Genomic DNA, 17,767 nt, shown 5'->3' on the forward strand with positions numbered 1-17,767 from the left:
ATCAAACCTCCAGCACCAGAACGTCGACGACCGGCTTCTTACCCGTCCAGCGCGTCGCGCAGCGACGCACGGCAAGCCGCACGTCCTCGCGCATGCCATCCCGATCGCGCCGCGATGTCCGGACGGCTTCCTCCGCCGCGTCCTCGGCCTCGGCAACGAACGCGTCGCGCTCTTCCTCCACCGGCACGCCTTGGAAGCGTACCTGCGGACGACCCGCGAGCCGGCCGTCCTCGCGCACGGCAACCGCGACGGAAATCTGGCCGTTGACGCCCAGCCGGCGCCGTTCGTTGATCGTGCCACCATCGGCCGGCAGGATCACGTCACCGTCCAGCACCAGCCGCCCGACCGGCACGTGGCCGATCTTCTCGGGATCGCCGGGTGCGAGCCGCACAAGCTCCCCGTCCGTCTGGACGATCGTGCGCGGGATCCCCTGCGACAGGCCGTAGCGTGCCTGCTCCATCAGGTGCCGCATCTCGCCATGTACCGGCACCAGGACTCGCGGCCGCAGCCAGCCGTAAAGCTGCGCGAGCTCAGGCCGCCCCGGATGGCCGGAAACGTGAACATGCGCCTGCTTCTCGGTGACCATCTGCACGCCGCGACCCGCCAGAGTGTTCTGGATGCGGCCAATCGCCACTTCGTTGCCCGGGATCTGCTTGGAGGAGAAGATTACCGTGTCGCCGGCATCCAGCTTGATCGGATGCTGCCCGCCGGCGATCCGCGCCAGCGCAGCGCGATCCTCACCCTGCCCGCCGGTCGCGATCACCAGCACCTTGTCACGCGGCAGCCGCATTGCTTCGTCGGGAGAGATCGTATCCGGGAAGTCGCGCAGATACCCGCAGGACCGCGCGACCTTGATGATCCGGTCAAGCGAGCGGCCAGCGACGCACAGCGCGCGGCCAGTCTCCTTCGCCACCTGGCCGAGCGTCTGGACCCGGGCGGCATTCGACGCAAAGGTCGTCACCACCACACGGCCGCGCGCCTTGCGCACCGCCTCGCCAAGCCCGATGCGCACGTCGCTCTCCGAGCCCGACGCCTCGGCGTTGAAGACGTTGGTCGAATCGCACACCAGCACGTCGACGCCGCGATCGCCGATCGTCGTCAACTGCTCGGCCGTTGCGGGGTTGCCGATGATCGGGGCAGCATCCAGCTTCCAGTCACCGGTGTGAAACACGCGGCCGGCCGGCGTATCGATGATCAGCGCGTTCGCCTCAGGGATCGAATGGGCCATCGGCACAAACTCAAACCCGAACGGCCCGACCTTGAACGGGGCACCCGGCTGGATAACGCGCAGGTCGATCCGATCAGCTATCCGTTCCTCTTCCAGCTTGTGCCGCACGAGCCCAGCCGTGAAGGGCGTCGCGTACAGCGGCACGCCCAGATCGTACGCCAGATAGGGAAGCGCCCCGATGTGATCCTCGTGGCCGTGCGTGATGACAACGCCGTCCAGTTGTTCCAGCCGGTCCTCGATGAAGGAGAGGTCTGGCAGCACGAGATCAATGCCGGGGTAGCTGTGATCGGCGAAGGTCACACCGCAATCCACCATGACCCAGCGGCTGCGAGTACCATAGAGATTGACGTTCATGCCGATCTCGCCCGAGCCGCCAAGGGCACAGAAGAGAAGTTCTTCGTTCTTCGAAATTGTCATAATCCTTTTGCTCGCCCCATGCCTCACGGGACGAAGGCACACGGATGCGCCTCGTTTTGCTCAGCCTCGATCAAGGGGGAGGCCATTCCCCAATCTCGTGTACGCCGCGGGTCCCGTCCACTTTGATGCGGCCAGATCCCGGTCACTCCTGCTATCGTTCAGCGGAGAGAAGCGACCGATTCCGGCCACATGCCGTGAATGAACGCGCGACGCGAAAACTCACCGCTTGATATGGGCGCGCTCCCACATGATCGCCAGCCCCTGGATCGTCAGATCGGGTTCGATCGCGTCAAAGACATCGGTGTGCTGCTCGAACAAGGTGGCAAGGCCGCCAGTGGCGATCACTTTTGCCGGGCGCCCGATCTCTGCCTTCATCCGGCTGACCAAGCCCTCGATCATCGCGATGTAGCCCCAGTAGATGCCGATGTTCATCTGATCGACCGTGTTGCGGCCGATCACCCCGACATTCCCCTTTGGCGCCTCGATCGCGATGCGCGGCAGCTTGGCGGCGGCGTTCACCAAAGCATCGAGCGACAGATTGATCCCGGGCGCAATGATGCCGCCCTTATAGGCGCCGTTGAAGTCGGACACGTCCAGCGTCGTCGCGGTGCCGAAGTCGATGACGATCAGGTCACCCGCGTGCAACGCATGCGCCGCGATTGTATTCACCGCCCGATCAGCGCCAAGGTTCTGCGGCTCGTCTACGTCGAGCGCCACGCCCCACTCCACCGGTGGGCGGCCGGCAATCAACGCATCGTGATGGAAGTACTTGGTTGCCAGCACTTCCAGATTGTGGAGCGCACGCGGCACGACCGTGGAGATGATGACGCCATCAACCACGCTGCGGTCATACCCCTCAAGCGAGAGCAACTGGCTCAGCCACACCGCATATTCGTCCGCCGTGCGGCGCGGATCGGTCGCAATGCGCCAGCGCGCCTTGATCTCGCGCCCTTCCACCAGTGCGAATACGACGTTGGTATTACCCGCGTCGACGGCGAGCAGCATGTTCATCCTCTCCTAGACCAGGAACACGTCGGCGGCATGGATGACACGCGTGGCGCCGTCCGCCAAGCGAAGCCGAAGCGCGCCGTCACTTGCCAAGCCATCAAAAGCGCCCGGAACCGACGATCCGTCGGACAGATTGGCGATCAGCGCGGTGCCGCGCGGATGAGCCTGTTCCTCCCATCGCTCGATCACCGGTGCCAGCCCATCCCGCCGCCAGATAACGAGCCAGCGTGCGAATTCCGCCATGAGATGTTCGTGGAGTTCCGCTGCCGAATGAACCCACAACTGGCCAGCGAGGCTGGCGGTCTCTCGCCCCTCCACCGCAGGATGAGAGGCGAGATTCACTCCAAAACCCGCAACGATCGCGTCCCCCTGCCGCTCCAGCAGGATACCGGCGAGCTTTGCACCATCAAGCAGCAGATCATTCGGCCACTTGATCGTCACCGCCGGGCAGCCGAGCGCCGCGATCGTATCGGCCAAGGCAACCGCGCATACCAGCGCCAACGAAGCAGGGGACGGATCATCCGTCCGCACCCGCACCAGAGTGCTGGCGTAGAGATTGCCGGCGGGTGAGGTCCAAGGCCGGCCTTGGCGGCCCCGGCCGGCGGTCTGCCGATCGGCACGGAGCCAAAGCCCCTCCTCCACGCCCTCCGCCGCCAGCGCGAGCAGATCGGCGTTGGTCGAACCCGTTTCGGCGACCGTCAAAATGCGGGACAGATCGGTACCGATCAGAACAGCGCTTGCGCCGCCGCCATCGACCACGCGCCGAGCAGCGGGATCGCCAGGTAGCCGAGCGGCGAAACCGCAATGGCAGCCACCGCGATCAGCCCGCCCTCCAGGCGATCGCCTTCACCAAAGGGCACGCCCGGCTCGTCGAAGTACATCGTCTTGACGACACGCAGGTAATAATAGGCGCCGATCACGCTCGCCGCGATGCCGACCACTGCCAGCGGGAACAGGCCCGCGCGCACCGCCGCGTCGAAAACCGCGAACTTTGCCCAGAAGCCGAACAGCGGCGGTATGCCCGCGAGGCTGAACATGAAGATCGCCAGGGCCGCGGCCAGTGCCGGGCGCGTGCGTGACAGGCCTGCGAGCGACGCGATGCTCTCAACCGGATGACCCTGCGCATCGCGCATCTGCAGCACCACCAGGAACGAGCCCAGCGTCGTCGCGACGTAGATCGTCATGTAGGTCATCACCGAAGCGACACCTTCAGGCGTGCCAGCCGCAAGACCGATCAGCGCGAAACCGACGTTGTTGATCGACGAATAGGCGAGCAGCCGCTTGATGTTGCTCTGGCCGATCGCTGCTACAGCACCAAAGATGATCGACGCTAGCGCCGCGAAGATGACGATTTGGCGCCACTGGTCCTCAGCCGGCCCCATTGCCTCGATCGCCACGCGTACCGCGAGGCCCATCGCCGCAACCTTCGGCGCCGACGCGAAGAAGGCGCTCACCGGCGTCGGTGCGCCCTCGTAGACGTCCGGCGTCCACATGTGAAACGGCACCGCGCTGATCTTGAACGCAATACCGGCGAAAACGAACACGAGGCCAAACATGAGGCCGATCGACTTGGTGTCCCCGCCGACGTTCGCGGTGGCATAGGCGCCCGCAACTTCGTCGAACAGCGTCGAGCCGGAGAAGCCGTATACTAGGCTGATGCCGTAGAGCAGGATGCCGCTGGCAAGTGCGCCGAGCACGAAATACTTCAGACCCGCTTCTGCCGAGCGCTGGTCCTGCCGCATGAAGCTGGCCAGCACGTAGGCGGCGAGGCTCTGCAGTTCGAGGCCCACGTAGAGCGTCAGCAGATCGCCAGCGGAAACCATGATCCCCATGCCGATCGCCGACAGCAGGATCAGAACCGGATATTCCGGACGAAGATCATCGCCCGACGTGCGCTCAAAGAAGCGTGGTGCGAGCATGATCGCCACCGCAGCGGAGATGTAGATCACCACCTTTGCAAAGCCGGCGAAGGCGTCCGCCCGGTACATGCCGTCAAAGGCGCTGCCGCCAGTGGTCGCGGGGCCCATCAGCGCGATGCAGGCACCACCGAGGATAGCCACGGCCGTCCAGGACAGCGCGCGCGTCGCCGAAGCTGGAGCCCAGGCCGAGACCATCAACAGTGCCAACGCACCCAGCGCCAGCACGATCTCGGGAAGGGTCATCGCGACCTGCGATGCATAGTCCATCAGTGCGCCTCCACGGCGGCAGAATCATGTGCGGAAGGAGCCGCGTGCGCGGCGGGGACGACACCCGTACCCTCGGTGGGAAGCGAATCCCCCGGCGGCGTCGCGCGCTCGATACGAGCGAGCAGGCGCTGCGTGTCGGCGCGCATCGGCGCGATGAAGCTCTCCGGATAGACGCCCATCCATAGAACAACGGCAGCGATCGGTGCGAGGAGCCACATCTCGCGGCTCGACAGATCCGGCATGGCGCTAACCTCGTCCGACTTGATCTCGCCCCAGACGACGCGGCGGTACAGGTACAGCATGTACGCGGCGCCAAGGATGATGCCGGTCGTGCACAGCAGCGTGATCGTGGTTGACACCTGGTACGAGCCCATCAGCGCCAGGAGTTCACCCGGGAAGTTGCTGGTGCCGGGCAGGCCGATCGAGGCCATGGTGAACAACAGGAACAGAACGGCGTAGCGCGGCATGTTGATGGCAAGCCCACCATAGCGCGAGATTTCGCGGGTGTGCAGGCGGTCGTAGATCACGCCGACGCACAGGAAGAGTGCGCCCGAGACGAGACCGTGGCCCAGCATGACGAGCATCGCGCCCTCGATGCCCTGCGCGTTGAACGCGAACAGGCCGACCGTCACGATTGCCATGTGCGCAACCGACGAATAGGCGATCAGCTTCTTCATGTCGGACTGCACCAGCGCCACAAGGCTGGTGTAGATCACCGCGACGGCGCTGAGACCGAAGATCAGCCAAACGAGCGAAGCCGAGGCCTCCGGGAACATCGGCAGGCTGAAGCGCAGGAAGCCATAGCCGCCCAGCTTCAGCAGCACGCCCGCGAGGATGACCGACCCGGCGGTAGGCGCCTGCACGTGCGCGTCGGGAAGCCAGGTGTGCACCGGCCACATGGGCATCTTAACCGCAAAGGAGGCGAAGAAGGCGAGCCACAGCCATGTCTGAACATCGACCGGGAAGTCGTAGTTCATCAGCGCCGGGATCGACGTCGTGTCCGCGGTGATGCTCATGTAGAGCATCGCGATGAACATCAGCAGCGAACCGAGCAGCGTGTACAGGAAGAACTTGTACGAAGCGTAGATGCGGTTCGCCCCGCCCCAGATGCCGATGATAAGGTACATCGGGATCAGGCCGGCTTCGAAGAAGATGTAGAAGAGGAAGATATCCTGCGCCGCGAAGGTGCCGATCATCAGCACCTCGGTCAGCAGGAACATCGCCATATATTCCGGCACGCGCTTCTCGATCGCCTGCCACGACGCTCCGATGCAAATCGGCATCAGGAACACGCTGAGCATGATCAGCAGAAGCGCGAACCCGTCGATGCCTAGCGCCCACGCGAACCGGCCGAAAACCGGCGCATATTCGACGAACTGCCACTGCGCGCCGCCAATGTCGAAGCTCAGCCAAAGGATCACGCCAAGCGCGAGATCAGCCAGCGTTGCCGCCAGCGCGAGCCAGCGTGCGCTCTGCGCGGACAGGAAGAGGCAGGCGACCGCGGCGATTGCCGGGATTGCGAGCATCACGGAGAGGATCGGAAAGGATGTCACGACTTAACGTCCGTTCGCCCTGAGCTAGTCGAAGGGCGTGGCGCCCGCGAGATAAACATGGGCTTCGACATGCGCAGCCCGAACGGTGGGAATGAGGTGATCGTCATCCGGCGATCACCCAGGTCGCAGCGGCGGTAAGGCCGATCAGCATGACGAAGGCATAGGTGTAGACATACCCCGTCTGAACCCGCCCCGCGACACGACTGGACAGCTGGGTGACCCAAGCCACGCCGTTGGGGCCGAACCGGTCGATCGTACCCTCGTCACCCTTGTGCCAGAGGAAGCGCCCGATCGCGAAGGCGGGACGGACGAACAGCAGGTTGTACAGTTCGTCGAAGTACCATTTGTGCGCCACGAAATCGTAGACCACCTCGAACGTCGCGGTGAAGCGCGCCGGGATGTCGGTGCGCCAGATGTACGCCATCCAGGCAATCACGAGGCCGATGATCATCACGATCGTGGCAGCCAGCTTCACCAGCAGCGGCACGGCGTGCATCTCGTGCGCAAGGTGCTCGCTGAATGCGATGCTGCCGCGCCAGAAGCGTTCGCCCGACTCCGGCTCGATGAAGAAGCCGTGGAAGACGAAGCCGGCGAAGACGGCGCCGATCGAGAGCACGATCAGCGGAATCAGCATCGAAAGCGGGCTTTCGTGCGGGTGGTAGCCTGCCGTGCCGGTCGGAACTTCTCGAACATCACGCGTGTGAGCATCAGGCGAATGGCCGGCATCCTCGTGCGCCGCGTCGCCATGGCCATGCGCCTCGTCATGGCCGTGGTGGCCGTGAGCGTCGTGAACGGCGTGTTGGACATGCTCCGACCCGGCCCAGCGCGGCTTGCCCCAGAAGGTGAGGAACATGAGGCGCCACGAGTAGAAGCTCGTCAGCAGCGCCGCAAAGGTGCCGACCCAGAAGGCGCCCTGCCCGCGGCCCGAGGCCCAGGCCACTTCGAGGATCGCGTCCTTCGAGTGGAAGCCGGCGAAACCGCCGATGCCGTAGATGCCGACGCCGGTGATCGCGAGCGTGCCGAGCAGCATTGCCCAGAAGGTGAGGGGGATGTGCTTACGCAGGCCACCGTAGAAACGCATGTCCTGTTCGTGGTGCATCGCATGGATGACCGAGCCAGCACCCAGGAACAGCAGCGCCTTGAAGAAGGCGTGCGTGAACAGGTGGAACATCGCCGCGCCATAGGCACCCACGCCGGCGGCGAAGAACATGTAGCCGAGCTGCGAACAGGTCGAATAGGCGATCACGCGCTTGATATCGGTCTGCGTCGTGCCGACGGTGGCGGCGAACAGGCACGTCGCGGCGCCGATCGCGGTGACGAAGTGAAGCGCCGTCTGCGACGTTTCGAACATCGGCGACAGGCGGCAGACCATGAACACGCCCGCGGTGACCATCGTCGCCGCGTGGATCAGCGCCGACACCGGGGTCGGGCCTTCCATCGCATCCGGCAACCAGGTGTGGAGGCCGAGCTGCGCCGACTTGCCCATCGCGCCGACGAACAGCAGCAGGCAGAGCACGGTCATCGTATCGAAGCGATAGCCGAGGAAGCCGATCGTCGAGCCCGCCATCCCCGGCGCCATTTCGAGGATCGCCGGGATCGAGACGGTGCCGAACACCAGATAGGTGCCGAAGATGCCGAGCATGAAGCCAAGGTCACCGACGCGGTTGACTACGAACGCCTTGATCGCGGCAGCCTGCGCGCTGGGCTTCCGGAACCAGAAACCGATCAGCAGGTAGCTGGCGAGGCCGACGCCTTCCCAGCCGAAGAACATCTGGATGAGGTTATCCGCCGTCACCAGCATCAGCATGGCGAAGGTGAACAGCGACAGGTACGCGAAGAACCTGGGCTGATCAGGATCGTCGCTCATATAGCCCCAGCTATAGAGGTGGACGAGCGCGGAGACGCTGGTGATCACCACCAGCATCACGCTGGTCAGCGCGTCGACGCGCAGCGACCAATCAGCGCTGAAGGTGCCGGACGTCATGAAGTGGAGCACCGGCGTGACGGTGGCCGACAGGCTGCCCGTCATGAAGCCGATGAAGATCGGCCACGACAGCGCGCAGGAGACGAACAGCGCCGCCGTCGTCACGCCCTTGGCCGCGACATTGCCGATCGAGCGATTGCCGAAGCCGGCGATCGCCGCAGCGAGCAGCGGCAGGAAGACGATGAAGAGGATCGAGGTCACGGTCGGATCAGCCCTTCATCCGGCTGGGATCGTCAACCGAGATCGAGCCCCGGCCGCGGAAGAAGATAACGAGGATGGCCAGGCCGATCGCAGCCTCACCGGCAGCGACCGTCAGCACGAACATCGCAAACACTTGGCCGACGAGATCGCCCAGCGCCGCGCTGAACGCGACGAGATTGATGTTCACGGCGAGCAGGATGAGCTCGATCGCCATCAGGATGACGATGATGTTCTTGCGATTGAGGAAGATGCCCAGCACGCCCATCGTGAACAGCAGCGCCGCCACGACAAGATAGTGAATGAGGCCGACGCCCCCTGAAGCCATGGCGCTCACAGCTGCACCCCCTGTCCGATTTCCGGCCGCACGTTGCGCGTCGCGTCCTGCGGACGGCGCGCAATCTGCTGCGCGATATTCTGCGGGCGAACGCCCTGCCTCTGGCGATGAGTCAGCACGATCGCCCCGATCATGGCGACCAGCAGCACCAGACCCGCGCCTTCGAAGACGAAGAGATAGCGCGAGTAAAGCAGGTTACCGATCGCCTGGATGTTCGGCACCGATGCATCGATCGGCGCGGCGCGACGATCGAGATCGACGCCCCCCGCAGTCCACGCGAAGACCGCGATCACGATCTCCGCGACCAGCGCCACGGCAAGCACCAGGCCAATGCCGAAATAGCGAACGAAACCAGCGCGAAGTTCGGCGAAGTCGATGTCGAGCATCATGACCACGAACAGGAACAGCACCGCGACCGCGCCGACGTACACGATCACCAGCAGCATCGCGATGAATTCGGCACCGACGAGCACCATGAGGCCGGCCGCGTTAAAGAACGCGAGGATCAGCCACAGCACGCTGTGCACCGGATTGCGCGACGCGATCGTCATCGCGCCCGAAACGAGCACGACGACCGCAAACAGATAAAAAGCGATGGCCTGGATCATGCCGTCACCACGGGAATATGGTTCGTCATCGCGCGCCGCCTATCGGTATGCCGCGTCGGCGGCAAGGTTGGCCGCAATCGCCCGCTCCCAGCGATCCCCGTTATCGAGCAGCTTGGCCTTGTCGTAGATCAGCTCTTCGCGGGTCTCGGTCGAGAATTCGTAGTTCGGGCCTTCGACGATCGCATCCACCGGGCAGGCTTCCTGGCACAGGCCGCAATAGATGCACTTCGTCATATCGATGTCGTAGCGCGTAGTGCGGCGGCTGCCGTCCTCGCGCGGTTCGGCCTCGATCGTGATCGCGAGCGCAGGGCACACGGCCTCGCACAGCTTGCACGCGATGCAGCGTTCCTCGCCGTTGGGATAGCGGCGCAACGCGTGCTCACCGCGGAAGCGCGGCGAGACGGGGTTACGCTCGAACGGATAGTTGATCGTGGCCTTTGGCTTGAAGAAATACTTCAAGGTCAGGGCGTGCGCCTTCACGAACTCCCAGAGAGTGAAAGCCTTGATCGTCGATGCGATACCCATGCGTCAGATCCCAACCCGGTTCAGCATCAACACGCCGGACACGAGGAATACCCAGAACAGCGACAGCGGCAGGAACACCTTCCAACCGAGCCGCATCAGCTGATCGTAACGGTACCTGGGCACCGTCGCCTTTACCCAGCTGAAGCAGAAGAAGAAGAAGAGCGCCTTCAGGAACAGCCAGATGATGCCCGGCACGGCATAGAGCGGCGCCCAGTCCAGCGGCGGCAGATAGCCACCCCAGAACAGCGTCGCGTTCAGCACGCACATCAGGATCACGTTGGCATATTCGCCGAGCCAGTAGAGCGCGAAGCTCATCGACGAATATTCGGTCTGATAGCCGGCGACGAGTTCCGATTCCGCCTCGGTCAGGTCGAACGGCGCGCGCGCCGTTTCGGCCAGCGCCGAGATGAAGAACACGATCGACATCGGGAACAGCAGCGGATTGAAGAAGAAGCCGTTGATCGGCGTCCCCAGCACACCGCGCTGCGCCTCGACGATCCCGGTGAGGTTGAACGTGCCGGCCCACAGGACGATCGAGATCAGGACGAAGCCGATCGCGACTTCATAGCTCACCATCTGCGCCGCGGCGCGAATGGCGGAGAAGAACGGATATTTGGAGTTCGACGACCAGCCGGCGAGGATGATGCCGTACACGCCGAGCGACGAGGCCGCGAGCACGTACAGCAGGCCGACGTTGATGTCCGCCAGCACCACGCCGAGATCGAAGGGCACCACGGCCCAGACAATCAGCGCCACCGTGAAGGTGACGATCGGCGCCAGGATGAAGAGCCCGCGATTGGCCGCTGCCGGAACGATCGTTTCCTGCAGGAAGACCTTGAGACCGTCAGCGAAGGACTGGAGCAGACCGAACGGGCCGACGACGTTCGGGCCGCGGCGCAGCGCCATTGCCGCCCAGATTTTGCGATCGGCATAGATGATCATCGCCACCGCCAGCATCAGCGGCAGGGCAATGACGAGGATACCGATCAGCGTGGCAAGGAACCACGCCCAGTTATAGTCCAAACCCCAGGACGTGAATAAGGCGGTCATTCCGCGGCCTCCGCGAAGGTTTCGCCGTGCACCAGTTCAGCCGAGCAGCGCTGCATCGTGGGCGATGCGCGGCAGATCGCGTTGGTGAGGTAGAAGTCCTTGATCGGATAGCCTTCCATGACGCCGCTTGCCGTCGCGGGCAGCGCGGGCGCGGACCACGGGAAGGTGACCAGGCCTTCGTTGGCGAGATCCGGGCAATCGAGCGCCATGGCGGCGCGCAGTTCACCCATCGTATCGAACGGCAGCACCGAACCGATCACTTCGGACAGGGCGCGGAAGATCGTCCAGTCCTCGCGCGCATCGCCCGGCGGGAAGACGGCGCGGTTGCCGCGCTGAACCCGGCCCTCGAGATTGACGTAGGTGCCCGATTTTTCGGCGTAGCTTGCGCCCGGCAGCACCACGTCCGCCGCGGCCGCGCCCTTGTCGCCGTGATGGCCGACATAAACTTTGAAGCCGGTGAAGCGCGTGAAATCGCACTCGTCGGCGCCGAGGAAGAAGGCGAGCTTCGCGTCGTAAAGCGCGGAGATACCGGCCTTTTGCGCATAGCCGAGCATCAGGCCACCCATCCGGCTGGCCGCCATGTGGAGGACGTTGAAGCCGTTCCAGCCGTCCTTGATCAGGCCAAGCGTGTCCACCAGCGCGAGCGCGGCGCCATGCGCGCCCTTCAGCGCCCCGCCGCCGACGATCACCGCCGGACGCTCGGCCTTGCCGAACGCGTCGGTCAGTGCTTGCGGCAGGTTGCCGAGGACCGCCAGATCATTGCCGAGCCACTCGACCTTGTAGGTTAGTTCCGTCTCCGGGCCAACCGCCCACACCTTCGCGCCGCGCTTGATCGCCTTGCGGATACGGGTGTTGACGAGGCTGGCTTCCCAGCGAAGGTTCGTGCCGACCAGCAGGATTGCGTCGGCCTTCTCGATGCCCGCGATGGTAGTGTTGAAATTCACCGCCGCGAGGCTGGACGTGTCATAATCCATGCCCGTCTGCCGCCCTTCGAGCAGCGACGAGCCGAGGTTCTTCAGCAGGGCCTTGGCGGCAAACATCGTCTCGCAATCGACGAGATCGCCGGCCACGGCGGCGACGCTGTCACCGGCGCCCTTGGCGACATCGGCGATCACCGCGAACGCCTCGTCCCAGCTGACAGGGACGAGCTTGCCGTCGCGGCGCACGAACGGGCGATCGAGGCGACGGCGCACCAGGCCATCGACGGCGTGGCGCGTCTTGTCAGTCGCCCACTCCTCGTTCACGTCCTCGTTCACACGCGGCAAGGCGCGCAGCACCTGCCGGCCGCGGCTGTCGAGGCGAATGTTGGTGCCGACCGCGTCCATTACATCGATCGAGAGCGTCTTGGTGAGCTCCCAGGGACGCGCCTCGAAGGAATAGGGCTTGCTGGTGAGCGCGCCGACCGGACAGAGATCAACGACGTTGCCGCTGAGCTCGCTCGTCACCGCCTCTTCGAGATAGGAGGTGATCTGCATGTTCTCGCCGCGGTAGATCGCGCCGATCTCCTCCACGCCGGCGACTTCCTCGGCGAAGCGGATGCAGCGGGTGCACTGGATGCACCGGGTCATGACCGTCTTCACGATCGGGCCCATGTACTTCTCGGTTACGGCGCGCTTGTTCTCGTGGAAGCGGCTGTGGCCGCGGCCGTAGGCGATCGACTGATCCTGCAGATCGCACTCGCCGCCCTGGTCGCAGATCGGGCAATCGAGCGGGTGGTTGATCAGCAGGAATTCCATGACGCCCTCGCGGGCGTGCTTCACCATCGGCGTATTGGTAAAGACTTCCTGATTGTCCGCTGCCGGCAGCGCGCAGGAGGCCTGCGGCTTGGGCGGCCCGGGCTTCACCTCGACGAGGCACATGCGGCAGTTGCCGGCGATCGACAGCCGCTCATGATAACAGAAACGCGGGATTTCCTTGCCGGCGATCTCACACGCCTGCAGCACCGTGGCGCCCTGCGGCACCTCGACCTCGATCCCGTCTACCTTCAGCTTGGGCATTATTCTGCAGCTTCCTGCATGGGGGCGAGACTGCCACCCTGACGTTCGATGATGCGGCGTTCCAGCTCGGGGCGGAAGTGGCGGATGAGGCCCTGGATCGGCCAGGCAGCCGCATCGCCCAGCGCGCAGATGGTGTGGCCTTCGACCTGCTTGGTCACCTGCTGCAGCATGTCGATCTCGCCGATCTCGGCGTCACCGGTGCGCAGACGCTCCATGACGCGCCACATCCAGCCCGTGCCCTCGCGGCACGGCGTGCACTGGCCGCAGCTCTCGTGCTTGTAGAAATACGAGATCCGGCTGATCGCGCGGACGACGTCGGTCGACTTGTCCATGACGATCACCGCCGCGGTGCCGAGGCCCGAGCCGACTGCCTTCAGGCCGTCGAAATCCATCGGCGCGTCCATGATGTCCTTCGCTGGCACCAAAGGCACCGACGAACCACCCGGAATAACCGCGAGCAGATTGTCCCACCCGCCGCGGATGCCGCCGCAATGCTTCTCGATGAGCTCGCGGAACGAGATACTCATCGATTCCTCGACCACGCAGGGCTTTTCCACATGGCCGCTGATCTGGAAGAGCTTCGTGCCGCGATTGTTCTCCGCGCCGAAACTGGCGAACCATTCCGCGCCGCGCCGCAGGATCGTCGGCGCGACGGCGATGCTCTCGACGTTGTTCACCGTCGTCGGACAGCCGTACAGGCCCGCACCCGCGGGGAACGGCGGCTTGAGGCGCGGCTGGCCCTTCTTGCCTTCCAGGCTCTCGATCATCGCGGTCTCTTCGCCGCAGATGTACGCGCCGGCCCCGCGGTGGACGAAAACGTCGAAGTCGTAGCCCGAACCGCAGGCGTTCTTGCCGACGAGGCCGGCGTCATACGCCTCCCGGACGGCGGCGAAGAGCGTCTCAGCCTCGCGGATATATTCGCCGCGGATGTAGATGTACGCGGCGCGCGCGCGCATCGCGAAGCCGGCGACCAGCGCGCCCTCGATCAGCTTGTGCGGATCGTGGCGGATGATCTCACGGTCCTTGCACGAACCGGGCTCGGATTCGTCGGCGTTGATGACCAGGAAGCTCGGCCGCTCGGGGCTCGGCGTCTTGGGCATGAACGACCATTTGGTGCCGGTGGGGAAGCCCGCACCGCCGCGACCGCGCAGGCCCGAGGCCTTGATCACGTCGATGATCTTGTCCTGGCCAAGCTCCAGCAGCGCCTTGGTATTGTCCCAGTCACCGCGCTGGCGCGCCGCCTGCAGCGTCCACGGCTGATAGCCGTAGAGGTTGGTGAAGATGCGGTCCTTGTCCGTCAGGGACGTGATGACGCTCATGCGCTCGCTCCCGCGGCCGGCGCGTTCCACTCGGAACGATAATCGTGGTTCTCGTTCACCATCGCGGTCAGCGTCGTCGGACCGCCGAGCGGCTCCACCGTGTGGCGGCCCGGCTCCTGCGTGCCCGTCTTCGGCTGCTCGCCACGCGCCAGCGCATCGAGGATCGCGACGGTGCGATCGTAATCGAGATCCTCGTAATTGTCGTCGTTGATCTGCACCATCGGGGCCGAGGCGCAATTGCCCATGCACTCGACCTCGGTGAGCGTGAACAGTCCGTCCGGCGTCGTCTTGCCCTTGGTGAGGCCGCGGTTCTTGCACGCCGCGAGCACATCGTCCGACCCGCGCAGCATGCACGGCGTCGTGCCGCAGACCTGCACGTGATAACGGCCGACCGGCGCCAAGTTGAACATCGTGTAGAAGGTCGCGACCTCGTACACGCGCATGTACGGCACGCCGATCTCACGCGCGACATATTCGATCACCGGGATCGGCAGCCAGCCTTGCGTGTTCGTTTCCGCGCCCACCTGGCGCTGCGCCAGATCGAGCAGCGGGATCGAGGCGGATTGCTCCCGCCCCGCGGGGTAGCGGGCAAGGATCGCATCGCGCTTGGCACGATTTTCGTCGGTCCAGGCGAACGCGCCCCAGCGCGCGCGCACTTCTGCCTCGTCGGGGATCTGAGGGGCGTCAGCCATCAGCGGTCACATTCACCAAAAACGATATCCATCGCGCCAAGGATCGCGGTGGTGTCCGCGAGCATGTGCCCGCGGCTCATGAAGTCCATCGCCTGCAGGTGGCTGAAGGCGGTCGGGCGGATCTTGCAACGGTACGGCTTGTTGGTGCCGTCCGACACCAGGTAGACACCGAACTCACCCTTCGGGCTCTCCGTGGCGACATACACTTCGCCGGCCGGCACATGATAGCCTTCGGTGTAGAGCTTGAAGTGGTGGATCAGCGCTTCCATCGACTGCTTCATCTCGGCGCGCTTGGGCGGCACCACCTTGCGGTCGAGGCTGGCAATCGGCCCTTCCGGCATTTCGGCAAGGCACTGCTTCATGATCCGCGCGGACTGGCGGACCTCCTCGACGCGCACCATGAAGCGATCGTAGCAATCGCCCTTCGTGCCGACCGGGATCTCGAAATCCATCCGGTCGTAGACGTCATAGGGCTGCGACTTGCGCAGATCCCACGGGATGCCGGCGGCGCGGATCATTGGGCCCGAGAAGCCCCAGCGGATCGCATCGTCACGGCTGACCACTGCAATATCGACGTTGCGCTGCTTGAAGATGCGGTTGTCGGCGACGAGGCTGATCGCATCCTCGAACAGGCGCGGCAGGCGCGTGTCGAGCCATTCGGCAATGTCGGTCAGCAGCTTCAGCGGCACATCCTGATGGACGCCGCCGGGCCGAAAGTAATTGTGGTGCATGCGCGCGCCGGTCGCGCGCTCGAGGAAGCCGTAGCAATCCTCGCGGATCTCGAACAGCCACAGGTTCGGCGTCATCGCGCCCACGTCCATGACGTGCGACCCGAGGTTCAGCATGTGGTTCGAGATGCGCGTCAGTTCGGCGAAGAACACGCGCAAATACTGCGCGCGGATCGGCACCTCGAGATCGAGCAGCTTCTCGATCGCGAGCACGAAGGTGTGCTCCATACATGCCGGCGAGCAATAATCGAGCCGATCGAAATAGGGGATCGCCTGCGCATAGGTCTTGTACTCGATCAGCTTCTCGGTGCCGCGGTGAAGCAGGCCGACGTGCGGATCGATCCGCTCGACGATCTCGCCGTCCAGCTCCATGACAAGCCGGAGCACGCCGTGCGCCGCGGGGTGCTGCGGGCCGAAATTGATCGTGTAGTTCTGGATCGCCACTTCATCATCGACGTGACCGTCGTGGATGGCGTCGGCCAGCCGCTCGACCGCGGGGTCGATCGAATCATTGAGCACGGTGTCGGTCATTGGTTCTGCCCTCCCTTGCCGGGAACGACATCGGGGTCGGATGGCTGCGGGGTTGCCTGCGGATGCGGGTTGCCGGCACCGGTCTGCGCAGTGCTGGTCGCCGGCTCCTTGGCATAAGGCTGGCTGGGTGCCTGCGCCGGCTTCTTCTCGCTCTGCGCAGCATCGGCCTTGCCGATCGCATCGGCGCTGAGCGGGGTCGGCGCGCCCTTCGCTTCCGGCAGCGCCGCCTTCTCGTCACCCGGAAGAACGTAGGCCGCACCCTCCCACGGACTGGTGAAGTCGAAGGTGCGGAAATCCTGCGCGAGCTTCACGGGCTCGTACACCACGCGCTTCGCCTCTTCGGAATAGCGCATCTCGACGAATCCGCTGAGCGGGAAGTCCTTGCGCTGCGGGTGGCCGCGGAAGCCGTAATCGGTCAGGATCCGGCGCAGGTCCTGATTGCCCTCGAACAGCACGCCGTACATGTCGTAAACCTCGCGCTCGTACCAGCCGGCGACCGGCCAGAGCTCGGTCACGGTCGGCACCGGCGTATCTTCGCTGGCGGCAACATGAACGTGCAGGCGGTGATTGCGGGTCAGCGACAGCAGGCAATAGACGACCTCGAACCGCTCCGCGCGATCCGGATAGTCGACGCCGGCAATGTCCATCAGCTGCTGATATTCCAGCCCCGGCGTGTCACGCAGCGCCGTCAGCGCCGAGATCAGGTGATCGCGGTGGACGTGCAGCTGGATCTCGCCGACATGCGCGAACGCGTCGACCAGCCCGTTCGGAATGGCAGCGCGCGCCGCCTCCAGCGTCGCGTCGTTGAGCTCGGCGGCCCAGCGGGGTGCAGGCGCCCTCACCGTTCGATGCTCCCCGAACGGCGGATCTTCCGCTGCAGCTGCATGATCCCGTACAGCAGCGCCTCGGCGGTCGGCGGGCAGCCGGGCACGTAGATGTCGACCGGCACCACACGATCGCAACCGCGCACGACGCTGTAGCTATAGTGATAATAGCCGCCGCCATTGGCGCACGAGCCCATCGAGATGACGTATTTCGGCTCCGACATCTGGTCGTACACGCGGCGCAGCGCCGGGGCCATCTTGTTGCACAGCGTGCCGGCGACAATCATCACGTCCGACTGGCGCGGGGACGCGCGCGGCGCAGCGCCGAACCGCTCCAGATCGTAACGCGGCATGTTGACGTGGATCATCTCGACCGCGCAGCAGGCGAGGCCGAACGTCATCCACCACAACGATCCGGTGCGCGCCCACTGGAACAGCTCCTCCGTCGAGGTGACGAGGAATCCCTTCTCGGTCAGTTCACCGTTCAGGTCATTGAAAAAGGCGGGATCGGGCTGGACAAGCCCGGTTCCGCTCGAGATCGCGCTTGCGTCGCGCGGCAATTCCACAGGGCCGGAGTGCATG

The 17,767-nt window shown here is 64.7% G+C and carries 16 protein-coding genes; all 16 read right to left on the bottom strand.

Annotation, left to right across the window (positions count from 1 at the left end; translation table 11 throughout):
* Nucleotide 1: 1 nt before the first annotated feature.
* Entirely contained in the window at nucleotides 2-1,645 is a 1,644-nt protein-coding gene (locus ACH0AE_RS01740; RefSeq protein ID WP_406875393.1) for a ribonuclease J, read from the bottom strand.
* A gap of 219 nt (nucleotides 1,646-1,864) precedes the next feature.
* A complete protein-coding gene (locus ACH0AE_RS01745; RefSeq protein WP_294444025.1) occupies nucleotides 1,865-2,650 on the bottom strand; it encodes a type III pantothenate kinase in 786 nt (261 codons plus the stop codon).
* Between the two features lie 12 nt (nucleotides 2,651-2,662).
* A complete protein-coding gene (locus ACH0AE_RS01750; protein ID WP_294444019.1) occupies nucleotides 2,663-3,412 on the bottom strand; it encodes a biotin--[acetyl-CoA-carboxylase] ligase in 750 nt (249 codons plus the stop codon).
* The gene (gene nuoN / locus ACH0AE_RS01755) at nucleotides 3,379-4,839 is read right to left on the bottom strand and encodes an NADH-quinone oxidoreductase subunit NuoN (RefSeq protein ID WP_294444020.1); all 1,461 of its coding nucleotides are present in this window, start codon (nucleotides 4,837-4,839) and stop codon (nucleotides 3,379-3,381) included. The genes ACH0AE_RS01750 and nuoN overlap by 34 nt, the downstream gene beginning before the upstream one ends.
* Nucleotides 4,839-6,392: an NADH-quinone oxidoreductase subunit M gene (locus ACH0AE_RS01760; RefSeq protein ID WP_406875394.1), complete on the bottom strand. Its 1,554-nt coding sequence runs from the start codon at nucleotides 6,390-6,392 to the stop codon at nucleotides 4,839-4,841. Before ACH0AE_RS01760 ends, nuoN begins: the two co-directional genes overlap by 1 nt.
* A 103-nt stretch (nucleotides 6,393-6,495) precedes the next feature.
* On the bottom strand, nucleotides 6,496-8,577 hold the full coding sequence (gene nuoL, locus ACH0AE_RS01765; protein ID WP_406875395.1) for an NADH-quinone oxidoreductase subunit L: 2,082 nt from the start codon (nucleotides 8,575-8,577) through the stop codon (nucleotides 6,496-6,498).
* 7 nt (nucleotides 8,578-8,584) lie between these two features.
* Nucleotides 8,585-8,902, bottom strand: a complete 318-nt coding sequence (gene nuoK / locus ACH0AE_RS01770) for an NADH-quinone oxidoreductase subunit NuoK (RefSeq protein WP_294445148.1) — start codon at nucleotides 8,900-8,902, stop codon at nucleotides 8,585-8,587.
* A 5-nt stretch (nucleotides 8,903-8,907) separates the two neighbouring features.
* Nucleotides 8,908-9,519, bottom strand: a complete 612-nt coding sequence (locus tag ACH0AE_RS01775; protein ID WP_294445146.1) for an NADH-quinone oxidoreductase subunit J — start codon at nucleotides 9,517-9,519, stop codon at nucleotides 8,908-8,910.
* A gap of 39 nt (nucleotides 9,520-9,558) precedes the next feature.
* The gene (gene nuoI / locus ACH0AE_RS01780; RefSeq protein ID WP_294445145.1) at nucleotides 9,559-10,044 is read right to left on the bottom strand and encodes an NADH-quinone oxidoreductase subunit NuoI; all 486 of its coding nucleotides are present in this window, start codon (nucleotides 10,042-10,044) and stop codon (nucleotides 9,559-9,561) included.
* A 3-nt stretch (nucleotides 10,045-10,047) separates the two neighbouring features.
* Nucleotides 10,048-11,094 (bottom strand): NADH-quinone oxidoreductase subunit NuoH, encoded by a 1,047-nt coding sequence (nuoH, locus tag ACH0AE_RS01785; RefSeq protein ID WP_294445144.1) that lies wholly within the window; start codon nucleotides 11,092-11,094, stop codon nucleotides 10,048-10,050.
* Nucleotides 11,091-13,091 carry an NADH-quinone oxidoreductase subunit NuoG gene (nuoG, locus tag ACH0AE_RS01790; RefSeq protein WP_406875396.1) on the bottom strand — a complete coding sequence of 667 codons (2,001 nt, stop codon included), beginning with the start codon at nucleotides 13,089-13,091 and terminating at the stop codon, nucleotides 11,091-11,093. Before nuoG ends, nuoH begins: the two co-directional genes overlap by 4 nt.
* The gene (gene nuoF, locus ACH0AE_RS01795) at nucleotides 13,091-14,410 is read right to left on the bottom strand and encodes an NADH-quinone oxidoreductase subunit NuoF (RefSeq protein WP_406875397.1); all 1,320 of its coding nucleotides are present in this window, start codon (nucleotides 14,408-14,410) and stop codon (nucleotides 13,091-13,093) included. The genes nuoG and nuoF overlap by 1 nt, the downstream gene beginning before the upstream one ends.
* Nucleotides 14,407-15,102 (bottom strand): NAD(P)H-dependent oxidoreductase subunit E, encoded by a 696-nt coding sequence (locus ACH0AE_RS01800; protein WP_294444352.1) that lies wholly within the window; start codon nucleotides 15,100-15,102, stop codon nucleotides 14,407-14,409. The genes nuoF and ACH0AE_RS01800 overlap by 4 nt, the downstream gene beginning before the upstream one ends.
* The gene (locus ACH0AE_RS01805) at nucleotides 15,102-16,361 is read right to left on the bottom strand and encodes an NADH-quinone oxidoreductase subunit D (protein WP_294444353.1); all 1,260 of its coding nucleotides are present in this window, start codon (nucleotides 16,359-16,361) and stop codon (nucleotides 15,102-15,104) included. The genes ACH0AE_RS01800 and ACH0AE_RS01805 overlap by 1 nt, the downstream gene beginning before the upstream one ends.
* Nucleotides 16,358-17,203 carry an NADH-quinone oxidoreductase subunit C gene (locus ACH0AE_RS01810; protein WP_406875398.1) on the bottom strand — a complete coding sequence of 282 codons (846 nt, stop codon included), beginning with the start codon at nucleotides 17,201-17,203 and terminating at the stop codon, nucleotides 16,358-16,360. Before ACH0AE_RS01810 ends, ACH0AE_RS01805 begins: the two co-directional genes overlap by 4 nt.
* Nucleotides 17,200-17,766, bottom strand: coding sequence for an NADH-quinone oxidoreductase subunit B family protein (locus ACH0AE_RS01815; protein WP_294444368.1), 567 nt, complete (start codon nucleotides 17,764-17,766; stop codon nucleotides 17,200-17,202). Before ACH0AE_RS01815 ends, ACH0AE_RS01810 begins: the two co-directional genes overlap by 4 nt.
* Between the last annotated feature and the right edge of the window lies 1 nt (nucleotide 17,767).

The organism is Sphingomonas sp. 179-A 2A2 NHS (genome assembly GCF_045371305.1).
Taxonomy (GTDB): domain Bacteria; phylum Pseudomonadota; class Alphaproteobacteria; order Sphingomonadales; family Sphingomonadaceae; genus Sphingomonas.

Excerpts from the sequence above, each read along its gene's own strand:
- ACH0AE_RS01740 (WP_406875393.1), bottom strand. The coding sequence starts at position 1,645 with ATGACAATTTCGAAGAACGAAGAACTTCTCTTCTGTGCCCTTGGCGGC.
- ACH0AE_RS01745 (WP_294444025.1), bottom strand. The coding sequence starts at position 2,650 with ATGCTGCTCGCCGTCGACGCGGGTAATACCAACGTCGTATTCGCACTG.
- nuoN (WP_294444020.1), bottom strand. The coding sequence starts at position 4,839 with ATGGACTATGCATCGCAGGTCGCGATGACCCTTCCCGAGATCGTGCTG.
- nuoK (WP_294445148.1), bottom strand. The coding sequence starts at position 8,902 with ATGGCTTCAGGGGGCGTCGGCCTCATTCACTATCTTGTCGTGGCGGCG.
- ACH0AE_RS01775 (WP_294445146.1), bottom strand. The coding sequence starts at position 9,519 with ATGATCCAGGCCATCGCTTTTTATCTGTTTGCGGTCGTCGTGCTCGTT.
- nuoI (WP_294445145.1), bottom strand. The coding sequence starts at position 10,044 with ATGGGTATCGCATCGACGATCAAGGCTTTCACTCTCTGGGAGTTCGTG.
- nuoH (WP_294445144.1), bottom strand. The coding sequence starts at position 11,094 with ATGACCGCCTTATTCACGTCCTGGGGTTTGGACTATAACTGGGCGTGG.
- nuoG (WP_406875396.1), bottom strand. The coding sequence starts at position 13,091 with ATGCCCAAGCTGAAGGTAGACGGGATCGAGGTCGAGGTGCCGCAGGGC.
- nuoF (WP_406875397.1), bottom strand. The coding sequence starts at position 14,410 with ATGAGCGTCATCACGTCCCTGACGGACAAGGACCGCATCTTCACCAAC.
- ACH0AE_RS01800 (WP_294444352.1), bottom strand. The coding sequence starts at position 15,102 with ATGGCTGACGCCCCTCAGATCCCCGACGAGGCAGAAGTGCGCGCGCGC.
- ACH0AE_RS01805 (WP_294444353.1), bottom strand. The coding sequence starts at position 16,361 with ATGACCGACACCGTGCTCAATGATTCGATCGACCCCGCGGTCGAGCGG.
- ACH0AE_RS01815 (WP_294444368.1), bottom strand. The coding sequence starts at position 17,766 with ATGCACTCCGGCCCTGTGGAATTGCCGCGCGACGCAAGCGCGATCTCG.